The sequence below is a fragment of the Bacillus sp. AY18-3 genome (genome assembly GCF_008042305.1).
In the GTDB taxonomy this organism is placed as follows: domain Bacteria; phylum Bacillota; class Bacilli; order Bacillales; family Bacillaceae_G; genus Bacillus_A; species Bacillus_A wiedmannii.
Genome location: NZ_QKQR01000015.1, coordinates 66,847 through 79,865, shown reverse-complemented (window position 1 = coordinate 79,865; position 13,019 = coordinate 66,847). Strand labels below are relative to the sequence as shown.

Sequence of the window (13,019 nt, the reverse complement as noted above, 5' to 3'; positions counted from 1 at the left end):
ACATAAATGATAATGAGCGGAACGAATAACCGTTATCTTCCAATGATTTCTACTTCTGTATGCATTTCTACGCCAAATTTATCCTCGATTGTTTGTTTTATTAATGCAATTAAAGATAGGACATCTTGCGCACTGGCTCCCCCAGTGTTAATAATAAAATTCCCATGCATTTCAGAAATTTGAGCTCCGCCTATTTGATAACCACGAAGTCCCGCCTTTTCTATTAAGTCTCCTGCAAAGTATGGGATTGGATTCCGAAATATGCTTCCTGCACAAGGATGATTCCACGGCTGTGTTTCACGACGGTAGTCTTTATTCTTTTGCATGACGCTTACGATTCCCTCACGCTCCCCTACCTGCAATTGAAACTCAGCTTCCAAAACAATACCAGGACGTTTCGTTTGCAATACAGAAGTACGATAGGAAAACTCCATTTCTTCATGTGTTAACCAATCAATTGTTCCGTTTTCAAACAAAATAAGAGCTTTTGATAATATGTTTGATATATCCGATTTATGTGCTCCTGCATTCATATACACTGCACCACCAACACTTCCTGGAATACCACTGGCAAATTCCAGGCCGGATAACCCTTGACGACTAAGTAAAGTTGATAATTTAATAAGGGGATACCCACCACCAACTCTTACTCTATGTTTTTCGACTTCTAAGTGGTCTAATCCTTCTCCTAAACGAATAACGACACCTTCTATACCTAGATCAGATACAAGAAGGTTCGAACCTCGACCAATTACAGTCCACTTTGTTTTATATTTTTTTACTAACTGCAACGTTTTTTCAATACTGGCAACATGCTTTGGCACAATTAAAATATCAGCTGGTCCACCTATTTTCATAGTGGTATAACGCGCTAACGCTTCATTCACTAACACGCGACCAACATTTGCTTCTATAAGCTCATTTACTAATTGCTCCATAAACAATCTCCCCCATACTAAGTATCCTTATTACAGTAGTATGCAGGGCGTTCACCTAACGTTATTTTTTTACAAGCTTATTCATTACTTCATACAGCTTATTTGCTGCATCTGGAATACCTAATTGCCCCGCAGCCAGCTTCATATTTTGTAATGTTTGTGCATCCAATAAAATCTCATCAATATCACGAATAAGCGTTTCTGCTGTTAAATCTTTTTCAAGCAACATTTTTGCTGCTCCTTTATCGACAACGGAACGTGCATTCTTTTCCTGATGGTTATTTGTTACGTAAGGACTCGGTATTAACACACTTGGCTTACCTAACGCGGTTAATTCTGCAAGTGTTGTTGCCCCCGCTCTTGAAACAACAAGATCTACACCTGTAAGTACCTCTGGCATATTATGAATGAAAGGTTTAATAATAACATTATTCGGATTCCCTTTTTGCTTCACTGCTTCCATCACTTTGTCATAATGAACTTCACCTGTTACATACAATATTTCGTAACTTTTATTTCCAAACTGTTCAATCGCCTCTACGAAAGCATCGTTAATCGGTCTAGCCCCACGACTTCCACCAAAAATAAGTACCGATTTTTTAGGAAGAGATAAACCTACTGAACGTTTTCCTTTCATTCCATTCTGATCCATTACTTCTGATGCTCTTGGATTTCCTGTCATCACCACTTTTGACTGTGGAAAATGTTCTGCAGCCGCTTCAAAACAAACCGCAACTTTATCAACATAGCGGCTTAAAAATTTATTCGTTACACCAGGTACACTATTTTGTTCATGTACAATGGTTGGAATACCTAATTTTGCTGCAGCATATACAACTGGTCCACATACATATCCACCCGTTCCAATCACAATATCTGGATTAAAACGACGAATATATCGTTTACTATCTTGTACACCCTTTAGGAAACGCATCACCGTTTTCACGTTATCTAACGATATTTTACGCTTAAATCCACTTATAACAATAGATTGAAACGGTATGCCTGCTTTTGGAACGATCGTGCTCTCTAATCCACTCTCCGTACCAATATATAAAAACCTTGCTTCCGGATTTAATTTTTTTATTTCTCTTATTAGAGCAAGAGCCGGATAAATATGACCTCCAGTGCCCCCACCACTTACTAATACACGCACTACTAACTCCTCCGCTTCTCTTTTCTTATTTCAGTCGTATTTATTTCTATATACATCATGTTTCTTCGCGCACATACGAAAAACCCTGTCTTATAAAACAGGGTTTAGTAGCGAGAATGGCGACTTATATTTAATAATACACCTACTGCCATTAACATTAATGTCAAACTTGATCCACCATAACTTAAAAACGGCAAAGTAATACCTGTTACAGGCATCAATCCTGTTACAACACCAACATTAATCATTACTTGAATCGCAATCATCGCCACAATACCTACTGCTAAAAACGTACCATATAAATCTGGCGCTCCTAAAGCTATACGAATCCCACGCCATAATAATAGACTAAATAATAATAACACAAATGAACCACCAATAAAACCTAATTCCTCCGATAAGATCGCAAATATAAAGTCTGTTTGCGGTTCAGGTAAATAAAGAAACTTTTGTCTACTTTGTCCAAGTCCAAGCCCGAATAATCCACCAGGTCCAATTGCGAGTAACGATTGAATAATTTGAAATCCACTTCCAAGCGGATCTGACCACGGATCTAAATATGATGTAATACGTTTCATTCGATACGGTGCTGATGCAATTAGCCCTACAAATCCTGCTACACCAAGCAAACCAAACATTGCAAAGTGAAAGACCCTTGCCCCCGAGATAAATATCATAATAATACATGTCCCAACCATTACGGTTCCTGTGCCAAGATCTGGCTGTAACATAATCATCCCAAAAGCAAGAAATACAAAACTAAGAGCTGGTAGTAAACCACGTTTAAAAGAGGTAATTAATTTTTGTCGTTCCGCTAAAAATTTTGCTAAGAAAATAATCATCGCAAACTTCATAAATTCTGACGGTTGAATGGAAAATGCCCCGATTCCAATCCAACTTCGCGCCCCTCCTCGAACAAGTCCTACCCCAGGAATAAGAACAAGAATAAGAAGAATGAAGCAAACTAGCAAAATTACTTTTGAATACGTACGCCACACCCAATAATCAATTTTCATAATTAAAAACATAGCCACTACACCAATACTTGCAAATAGCAATTGCCTTTTTGCAAAAAAGAATGAGTCCCCCATTTTATAAGAGGCCCAAACCGCACTCGCACTATACACCATAACCATTCCGATTGTTAACAACGCAAGTGTAACGATGATGAGAATAAAATCAGGCGTTTTCTTCATTACCCATAAACACCACCTCTTTAGGCAGAAACTTTTGCCCTATGTAACAAAACATCAGTAGGTGTTAGCCTACTGATGTTTTGATTTACTTTATATAAGTTTATGCACAGCTTGTATAAAAATGTCTCCTCTTTCTTCAAATGTTTTAAATTGATCCCAGCTTGCACATGCTGGAGAAAGAAGAATTACATCGCCATCTGTAGAATGAGCATAAGCTTTCACTACCGCTTCATCTAAAGTATCGACACTTTCAATTGTATCTAATCCCGCTTTTTCTGCAGCTCTTACTAGTTTTGGAGCTGTTTGTCCAAATGTTACAATTGCTTTTACATTTTTGAAATATGGAATTAAATCATCGAATTCATTTCCACGATCAAGCCCACCTGCTAATAACACAATCGGTTGTGTAAACGCAGATAAAGCTTTCTCAGTCGCTAACATATTCGTTGCTTTTGAGTCATTATAAACCTTACGATTGTTAATAGTTGTTACATATTCTAAACGATGTTTTACACCTGTAAAACGTTTTAATACCACCGTAATCGCTTCATTAGAAACACCCAATAATTTTGCGATACTCATCGCTGCTAAAATATTTTCTAAATTATGTTGACCAGGTAAAACGATATCGCCTACTTCAACAACTTTTTCACCTTTAAAACAAAGAGCATTCTCTTTTATACACGCACCATCTTCAATTTCTTTCTTTGTCGAGAATAGTACTTTTTGCCCTTTACTATAAGCAGATAAAGCCATCACATCTGCATCATCTGCATTTATTACACTATAATCATTTTCTGTTTGGTTTTTAAAAATATTTGCTTTTGCTAAACCATATTCCTTCTTCGTCCCGTGATAATCTAAGTGGGCCTCAAATAAATTTAAAAACGCAGCAATTTTAGGTTGGAACAATTCTACTCCCATCAGTTGGAACGATGAAAGCTCTGTAACTACAACTTCATTTTCTTTTGCATCCTGTGCTACTTCACACGCTACAGTTCCTATGTTCCCTGCAATTATAGGATGCTTTTGTCCTTCTTTTAGCATTTCAAATGCAAGCATTGTCGTCGTCGTTTTACCGTTAGACCCCGTAATCCCAACAAATGGCGCTTCTGAAATACGATATGCTAATTCAACTTCCGTAACAATTGGAATTTGCTTTTCTTTCGCAGCAACTAATATTGGATTAGAATACGGGATTCCTGGATTTTTTACTACAAGAGAAATATTTCTCTCTAACAATTCTAAAGGATGACCACCGCATACAACGTCCATTCCTTTTGCTTGTAATTCTGCAGCAAGTACATTATCTGCTAAAGGCTTTCCGTCATTTACAATAACATTTGCCCCTAATTTTTGTAACAACGTAGCTGCTGCATAACCACTTTTTGCAATGCCTAATACAAGAATATTTTTATTTTGAAATTCAGTTACAGTTTTCAATTACATCCACACCCCGATATAAATTCCTAACACAGCTAATAAAAATCCTACAGACCAAAATGTCACAACAACACGCCACTCTGACCAACCACATAATTCATAATGATGGTGTAATGGACTCATTTTAAAGACACGTTTTCCTGTTGTTTTAAAAGAAATGACCTGAATAATAACAGATAAAGTTTCCATTACGAATACTCCACCAATGATTACAAGTAGTAATTCTTGTTTTAATAAAATCGCTACAGCTGCAATGGCTCCACCTAAAGCTAAGGAACCTGTATCTCCCATAAACACTTTCGCTGGATTTGCATTGAATACTAAAAATCCAAGTACAGCTCCTACAACTGCCATACAGAATATCGCTACTCCAAATTGCTCTTGCGCTACTGCAATAATACTAAAAGCTCCAAATGCAATAGCTGCTGTTCCCGATAATAAACCATCTAAACCGTCAGTTAAGTTAACTGCATTTGATCCACCAATAAGCATAAATAATACAAGTACAAAATACGCCCAACCTAGTTCAAACTTAACATCTGTTCCCGGAATCATGATGTATGTGTGGAGCGCTTGCCCTTTTCCAATTAAAAAGAACGCAATAGCAATAACAAGCTGACCTACTAATTTTTGTTTTGATGTTAAACCAAGATTTCTCTTCTTAACTACCTTTATGTAGTCATCTAAAAATCCAATTAATCCGTAGCCAAATGTCACTAATAATAATAACGAAACCTCTGCACCTAAATGATTAAACTTAATCGCCATAATAAGTGAAGTTACCATCATAGATACATATATGACAATACCACCCATTGTAGGTGTCCCTGATTTTTTTTGATGTGACTTTGGTCCCTCATCACGAATACTCTGTCCGAACTTTAATTTCCTTAAAAATGGAATAAACAATGGCGAAAGGGCAACAGAAATTAAGAATGCTACCCCAGCCGTTACTAATAAACCTTGCTCAAGCACATGTAGTCCTCCTCTCACGTTGTTACTCTTCGTTGTTTAAACGCTCTGTAATTGCTTCTTTAGCGACTTCACGATCGTCAAAATGATGAACGTCTTTACCAATAATTTGATACGTTTCATGACCCTTACCAGCAATAATGATGATATCTTCAGCTTTCGCGTTAGCAATTGCATGGTATATTGCTTCTTTTCTATCAATAATTACTTCATAATTATTCCCATTTGCACCCTGCACCATATCATCTAAAATAGCTCCTGGCTCTTCACTTCTTGGATTATCTGAAGTGTAAATTGCATGAGTTGCATATTTTGTTGCAACACTTGCCATGATTGGTCTCTTTGTTCGATCTCTATCTCCACCACAACCGACGATGCAATATACATCGCCTTTTGCAAACTGTTTTGCTGTTTTTAATACATTCTCTAAGCTATCTGGTGTATGTGCATAATCAACAATAACTGTATAATTTTGTCCACCATCAACTACTTCAAAACGTCCTGGAACTCCAGCTAGTTGCTTTATTACATCAATAACCGTTTCTAAACTTACACCAGAAACAAGTCCTGCCGCTGTTGCCGCTAGTACGTTATATACATTAAATTTCCCAATCAATTTCATCGTAACATTTACACTTTCATACGGTGTTACAAGCGTAAATGTAGTTCCAGCACTCGTCATAACGATATCTTTGGCCATAATATCACTTGTTGTATCAATTCCATACGTTACAACAGTTGCCGCAGTACTTCTCATATATTCCGCAGTTACAGCATCATCGTTATTCAGTACCGCGTACTTTTCACGATCATGGTTATAACTATTGCCAAGTTGTGCAAATAGCAACCCTTTTGCATGTTTATATTCTTCCATCGTTTTATGATAGTCTAAATGATCTTGTGTTAAATTTGTAAACACTGCTACATCGTAATCACATCCGTGTACACGACCAAGATCTAAAGCATGTGACGAAACTTCCATTACTGTACTATCTACACCGTGCTCAACCATTTTTAAAAATGTCTGTTGAAGTGTTAGTGCATCTGGTGTTGTATTTTTCACCTCAAATGTTTCATCACCGATTTTCATATTAATCGTTCCAATTAGCCCCGTTTTATGACCATGTGCGCGCATAATCTCATCCATAATATGCGATGTTGTTGTCTTTCCATTTGTACCTGTAATTCCGATTAAATGTAACTTGTGTGTTGGTTGACCATAAAAATAATCAGCTAAAACCGCTAACGAACGAAAAGTGTTTTTCACAAGTACAACTGGAACGTCAACATCAATTGGTCTTTCCGCAACAATAGCAGCCGCTCCTTGTGCCGCTGCTTGCTTAGCAAAATCATGGCTATCAACCGTATATCCTTTCATACATACAAATAAGCTTCCCTCTTTCACTTTACGTGAATCAGCTTCTATAGATGTGATTTCTGGATTTTCTTTTGGAACAACTGGAAAATCATGCAAACATGATAAAAGTGTATGCAACTTCATTTCACTAAACCCTCTCTACATTGTGTATTTATCTCTTTTTTAATAAGCAACACGTTACCTCCTAAATATGTAAAATAGGAGGTAAGTGCTACTGTGTCTAATAAATAGACTTATTTATAATTGGGGCTCTTACAGCCTCAAATTAAGTAACTCTTCTATAAAGAACTCACTTCCACCAATTGTACCATAAAACGTACTAGGTTACCTTTAATTCCCGAAGTAAATTCTAATTTTTGAGCCTTCTTTCACTTTAGCTCCTGCTTCTGGGGATTGTTTAATTACTTTCTCTCCGTCTCCACTTATATCAAGCTTCAAATCGACGAGTTGTGTCTGTAAGTCTTTCTTTTTCATACCAATTAAATTCGGAACTTCCACAGTTGGTGTATCGCCCCATTTATATTCTCTCTCAACTTGTTCTTTTCTCGGTTTCACTCCCATAACAGGAAGTGCATCCCGAAGAATATTCCCAACAATTGGAGCTGCTACTACTCCACCAAATTGCGTTACACCTTTCGGATTATCAACAGCAACATAGACAACAATTTCCGGATCATCCGCTGGAGCAAAACCGATAAAAGATACTATATAATTATTCTCTAAATATTTACCATCTTTCACCTTTTGAGCCGTACCTGTTTTTCCACCTACACGATACCCATCAATGAAAGCACCTTTACCAGATCCCTTTGCTACAACATTCTCTAATGCATACCGAACTTTTTCTGAAGTTTCCTTGGAAATAACTTTTCTTTTTTCCACAGGTGTCTTTTTACTTACAATTTGATTATTTTTCGGATCAATAAATTCCTTAGCTATATACGGTTGATACAATGTCCCACCATTTACAGCCGCTGCTACTGCTGCTACTTGTTGAATTGGTGTTACAGAAACTCCTTGACCAAATGAAGTAGTTGCTTGCTCGACTGGACCGACTTTATCTAAATTAAATAAAATCCCACTACCTTCACCTTGCAAATCAATTCCGGTTTTCTGTCCAAAGCCAAAATTACGAATGTATTTAAACAATCGGTCTTTACCAAGACGATCACCAAGTTCAATAAATCCTGGGTTACATGAGTTTTGAACTACTTCTAAAAACGTTTGGCTACCATGGCCTCCCGCTTTCCAGCATTTCAATCTAGCTCCACCCACTTCAGCTGCTCCATCATCATAAAACGTATCTTTCTCTAAGTCTACTAAATTTTCATTCAAGGCTGCTGCTAACGTAATGATCTTAAATGTTGAACCAGGCTCATACGTACTCCATACTGGTAAATTTCTATTATACACTTCTGGAGAAACACTTTGAAAATCTGCTGGATCAAAACTCGGCCGACTCGACATACCTAAAATTTCACCATTTTTCGGATTCATTGCAATCGCAATCATACCATCTGGATTATATGTCGACTCTGCAATATTCATTTCTCTTTCCATAATTCTATTAATACGTGCATCAATTGTTAAACCTAAATTCAAACCAGCTTCTGGTTTTTTGAAATCATCGCCAACATTAGGCATCCTTTGTCCTTTTGCATCTGCAAAAAAACGCACATGACCTTCATCACCATTTAGCTCTTTATCATAATATTTTTCCAGTCCCATAAGACCTTGGTTATCACTACCTGCAAACCCTAATACGTGTGATAAAAAGTTGCCAAATGGATAGTACCGGATAGAGTCCTCTGCGATATAAACACCTTTCAAACTTAATCCTCGTACCTCTTTCGCTTTATCATGTGATATTTTCCTTCCGCCTTTATCTAACCTTACAATTGATTCTTTTTTTGTAATTCTCTTATAAATCTCATCTTTTTCCACACCTAATACTGCAGCTAACTTCTCTGCAGTCTCTGCTGGTTTTTCAATTTGCCTCGGTACAACAAAGACAGTTGGGGCACTTTTATTCGTAGCAAGTTCCACACCATTCCGGTCTAAAATTTTCCCACGTTCAGGTTCAAAAGTAATATTTCGACTCCATGAATCCTTCGCACGATCCGTTAACATATTGCCAAGAAAAAATTGCACATATCCAAGACGAATATCGATGATAGTGAAAATAAGTATACCTGATATGAGTATAAAAATAAGTCGTTTTCTAACCGTTACATTTGATACACGCATATTGGAACAAGCCTCCCTTACGCCTAGCTTGTTCCAATATATGCTTGTACTTATTTAATTAGAACTTCTTCTCTTTTACCATTACTGTTCTTCTGCTTCTTGTTGTGGTTCAAGTGGCGGTACAAGCGTTACACCTAACTCTGTACCAGGTTGTAACAATGTTCCTTCTGCCACACTTTGTTCGGTTACGTATCCGGTACCAGTAGGTTTTAGGTTAAGCTTTAATGTTTTTGCTAAATTCATAACATCACGAAGCGCCCAGCCTTGTATATTTGGCATTGTAGGTTTATCTCCCACTAAGAAGACTCGGTCACCCTTCAATGTTTGTTCAGTCGCTTTCGGTACTTGCTGCTGTACTTTCCCTTCACCTAATACGATTGGACGAAGTTTTGCTTTATCAATAGCTTTTTTCGCTTCTTCCATCGTTTTTCCGGTTACATCTGGAACAGCAGTTTGCTGCTCTTTCACATATTTCTTCGGATCTTTCACTTCATTAGGCTTAATCTTTAAATACTCTAAACTATTCTTCGTTACATATTTAAAAATATCAGCTAAAGGTTGTGCGCCACTCTCATCATCTTTCAATTTCGGTTGTTTAACAGCTACATATACAACAAGTTGCGGATCATCCATAGGTGCCATACCTAAGAACGAGAATATATAATTCTCTCTCCCTGTCATATAGCCACCTTTTCCATCCGGAATTTGGGCTGTTCCTGTTTTACCACCAACTGAATAACCATCGACTTTATAAGCGGTTCCTGTTCCTTTCGGCGATGTAACAACACGTTCTAATAACTGTCTTACTTGCGCTGCTGTTTCTTTTGTAACAGGTTTTCCCACTTCTTCTGGCTTATGTTCTAATTTTACTTCCCCTGTTATTGGATTTACAATTTTATCAACTGTATAAGGCTTCATCATTTTTCCGTCATTTGCAATAGCAGTTGCAGCTTGCACAAGCTGAATTGGTGTTACAGTAGAACCTTGTCCAAAAGCTGTTGTTACTTGCTGTATTTGCTGATCGAATATAATTGTATTTGAACCCTCACCAGGTAAATCAATCTTCGTTTTTTCATCTAATCCAAAACTATGAATATATTTTCGGAATCGTTCTGGTCCAAGTTTTTGATCCCCTAAAATTGCAAACGCTACGTTGGAAGAGCGCTCTACCCCTTCATCAAATGTGATAGATCCCCATCCAGCGCCACCGTTATGATCTTTTATTTTTCGGTTTCCGACTTGATATGTACCAGACTGATAATAATCTTGTCCTTTGTAAACACCTTCATTAATAGCTGCTGCTAGCGTGAAAATTTTCATTGTTGATCCAGGTTCAAATGCATTTGCAATTGCGTCATTATAAAAATATTTAATATCCTCTCGGTTCGGATCATAACTAGGTTTAGTAGACATTCCTAATATTTTCCCTGTTTTTGGATCCGCAACAATCCCTATTAAGCTTTCTGGTTCATAATGTTTACTCGCTTCTTTCATTGCGTCTTCTAAAAAACTTTGAATACGCTGGTCAAGCGTTAAATATACATTATCTCCATTTTTAGGTGCCTTTACATTCACTTTTCCGCCGTCAAGAGATACGCCTCTACGATCGCCTGTATAAGCTACTTCTCCGTTAGAAGCTCCTAAATACTTATCCAAACTCTTTTCTAAACCAAATTGTCCTATAGCAATCCCCTTATCATCAGGTCTCGCATGACCTACGACATAAGATGCGAAATCACCGTTTGGATATACTCTGGCATTTTCAGTAATAAAAGATATACCTGGCAATTTTAATGCTTCTATTTGATCTTTCTGTTCTTTCGTCAAGCCCTTACCTAATTTCCCGAATTCCACTTGACTTTTATCTTTATTTAACGCAGCTAAAATATCCTCTTCGCCTTTTCCAAGTACTCCTGCAATTTTCTTTGCAGTGTCCTCTTTATTCTCAACCGGCTTCGCACCTTTTAATTCCGCTACAAGTTTATAAGAGTTTGCATCTTGCGCTAATACATGACCATTTTGGTCATAAATCGTTCCTCGATTTGCTTCGAGAACTCCTGCTTTACTATGTTTTTGCTGAGCGAGTTTATCCAAATCTTGATTATGCACTGTTCCTGTTGCTTGTATGTAAAAAAATCGGGCTAATAATAGCAAAAAGAGCAGGAGGAATAAAATCATAAAATACCCTGCTCCCTTATTGGTATGAAATTTAGTCATATTTCTCTTCATTTTCCCTTCACACCTATTGCCTTATTTGAGGCCCTTCACATTATTCGCATTAATTTCTAGCCCGTGTTTTTTTGCAACTTCAGCGATTCGTTCATAGCGACTTAACTTCTCTACTTCAGCCTGTAACTCTTGATTTTCTTTTTGCTTCTGTACAATTTTTTGTTCTATCGTCGCTGCTTCTACATTAACTTGATAAAGGCCTGCTTTATTTCCAATAAACGCTACACAGGCATACAATAAAAAGCCAATAAATGCTACATACAACAGTTTTTCGATTCTTGTAATCTTCGCTTTAGCTTTTGGCTGAACCATCTGCTGTGGGGGCGTTTGAATCTGTATCTCTTCTTGCGCTTGTTGTTTGTACTTTACAGCTAAGTTACCCATACCTCTCTCCCCTTTTTATCGTTTTTCAGCGATTCTCAATTTCGCAGAACGCGCTCGATTATTTTCTTCTAACTCTATATCAGAAGGTAAAATCGGTTTTCTCGTAATAAGCTTTAATTTTGGCTTAAATTCATCAGGAATAATCGGTAATCCTGGTGGCAATTGTGGCGTTGTGCTATTTCGTTTAAACGTCGTTTTACAAATACGGTCTTCTAAAGAATGGAATGTTATAACACTAACTCTTCCGCCCGGCTTGACCATCTCAATTGCAGATTCCAACGCTTCTTCAAACACTTTCAATTCATCATTTACCGCAATACGGATTGCTTGGAACACTCGCTTCGCAGGGTGTCCACCCGTTCTACGAGCAGGAGCTGGAATACCCTCTTTAATTAGTTCTACTAATTCTCCTGTCGTTTCAATAGCTTTATTCTCACGATACGCTTCAATTTTCCTTACTATTTGTTTTGAAAATTTCTCTTCACCATACTGGAAGAAAATTCTTACAAGTTGCTCATATGACCAGCTATTTACAACATCATATGCTGTTAATGGGGCATCTTGATCCATCCGCATATCTAACGGTGCATCATGATGATAACTAAAGCCACGCTCTGGTGTATCTAATTGTGGGGATGAAACACCTAAATCAAATAAAATACCATCTACTTCTGTTATACCTAATTCCTGTAGTTTTTCAGATAAATAACGGAAATTACTTTTTACTGTTATGAACTGCTCACCGTATGAAGAGAATCTTTCTTTCGCATTTTGAATCGCTATCTCATCTTGATCAAACGCGATTAATCTTCCACCTTCAGTTAATTGGGATAATAAATAAGAACTATGTCCTCCTCCCCCCAGTGTACAATCTACATATGTACCACCTGGCTTTATATCTAAGCCGTCTACTGTTTCCTTCAAAAGCACTGTTACGTGTTTAAACATTGTTGCACCTACTCTTTTTCCAATTAATTATGTTGAATGCATCTCCTCCTCCAAACGCATATTTCACGATTAGAGAACGAAATACTATGAAAGAACGACTCATTTAACTTGCCTACAAAGGCAGCATA

At 37.3% G+C, this 13,019-nt stretch carries 10 protein-coding genes; all 10 read right to left on the bottom strand.

Features of this window, described 5'->3' with window-relative positions:
- Window positions 1–32 precede the first annotated feature (32 nt).
- A complete protein-coding gene (gene murB, locus DM800_RS14840) occupies window positions 33–938 on the bottom strand; it encodes a UDP-N-acetylmuramate dehydrogenase (protein ID WP_048546089.1) in 906 nt (301 codons plus the stop codon).
- Window positions 939–999: 61 nt separating this feature from the next.
- The gene (murG, locus tag DM800_RS14835) at window positions 1,000–2,094 is read right to left on the bottom strand and encodes an undecaprenyldiphospho-muramoylpentapeptide beta-N-acetylglucosaminyltransferase (protein WP_001265424.1); all 1,095 of its coding nucleotides are present in this window, start codon (window positions 2,092–2,094) and stop codon (window positions 1,000–1,002) included.
- Between the two features lie 104 nt (window positions 2,095–2,198).
- Window positions 2,199–3,290, bottom strand: coding sequence for a stage V sporulation protein E (gene spoVE, locus DM800_RS14830; RefSeq protein ID WP_000753516.1), 1,092 nt, complete (start codon window positions 3,288–3,290; stop codon window positions 2,199–2,201).
- 90 nt (window positions 3,291–3,380) lie between these two features.
- Window positions 3,381–4,733, bottom strand: coding sequence for a UDP-N-acetylmuramoyl-L-alanine--D-glutamate ligase (gene murD / locus DM800_RS14825; RefSeq protein ID WP_087985073.1), 1,353 nt, complete (start codon window positions 4,731–4,733; stop codon window positions 3,381–3,383).
- Complete coding sequence (mraY, locus tag DM800_RS14820) at window positions 4,734–5,708, bottom strand: phospho-N-acetylmuramoyl-pentapeptide-transferase (protein WP_088064308.1); 975 nt, start codon at window positions 5,706–5,708, stop codon at window positions 4,734–4,736.
- A 22-nt stretch (window positions 5,709–5,730) separates the two neighbouring features.
- Window positions 5,731–7,206: a UDP-N-acetylmuramoyl-L-alanyl-D-glutamate--2,6-diaminopimelate ligase gene (gene murE, locus DM800_RS14815; RefSeq protein ID WP_048546093.1), complete on the bottom strand. Its 1,476-nt coding sequence runs from the start codon at window positions 7,204–7,206 to the stop codon at window positions 5,731–5,733.
- A gap of 207 nt (window positions 7,207–7,413) precedes the next feature.
- Entirely contained in the window at window positions 7,414–9,330 is a 1,917-nt protein-coding gene (locus tag DM800_RS14810; RefSeq protein WP_088064309.1) for a stage V sporulation protein D, read from the bottom strand.
- Between the two features lie 81 nt (window positions 9,331–9,411).
- Window positions 9,412–11,559, bottom strand: a complete 2,148-nt coding sequence (locus tag DM800_RS14805) for a penicillin-binding protein (RefSeq protein ID WP_079998456.1) — start codon at window positions 11,557–11,559, stop codon at window positions 9,412–9,414.
- Window positions 11,560–11,580: 21 nt separating this feature from the next.
- On the bottom strand, window positions 11,581–11,943 hold the full coding sequence (gene ftsL / locus DM800_RS14800) for a cell division protein FtsL (RefSeq protein ID WP_147787107.1): 363 nt from the start codon (window positions 11,941–11,943) through the stop codon (window positions 11,581–11,583).
- A 15-nt stretch (window positions 11,944–11,958) separates the two neighbouring features.
- A complete protein-coding gene (rsmH, locus tag DM800_RS14795; protein ID WP_000472512.1) occupies window positions 11,959–12,891 on the bottom strand; it encodes a 16S rRNA (cytosine(1402)-N(4))-methyltransferase RsmH in 933 nt (310 codons plus the stop codon).
- Window positions 12,892–13,019 lie beyond the last annotated feature (128 nt).

Bases quoted from the DNA above. Each gene is read 5' to 3' on its own strand.
- murB (WP_048546089.1), bottom strand. From the start codon at position 938: ATGGAGCAATTAGTAAATGAGCTTATAGAAGCAAATGTTGGTCGCGTG.
- spoVE (WP_000753516.1), bottom strand. From the start codon at position 3,290: ATGAAGAAAACGCCTGATTTTATTCTCATCATCGTTACACTTGCGTTG.
- murE (WP_048546093.1), bottom strand. From the start codon at position 7,206: ATGAAGTTGCATACACTTTTATCATGTTTGCATGATTTTCCAGTTGTT.
- DM800_RS14810 (WP_088064309.1), bottom strand. From the start codon at position 9,330: ATGCGTGTATCAAATGTAACGGTTAGAAAACGACTTATTTTTATACTC.
- DM800_RS14805 (WP_079998456.1), bottom strand. From the start codon at position 11,559: ATGAAGAGAAATATGACTAAATTTCATACCAATAAGGGAGCAGGGTAT.
- ftsL (WP_147787107.1), bottom strand. From the start codon at position 11,943: ATGGGTAACTTAGCTGTAAAGTACAAACAACAAGCGCAAGAAGAGATA.
- rsmH (WP_000472512.1), bottom strand. From the start codon at position 12,891: ATGTTTAAACACGTAACAGTGCTTTTGAAGGAAACAGTAGACGGCTTA.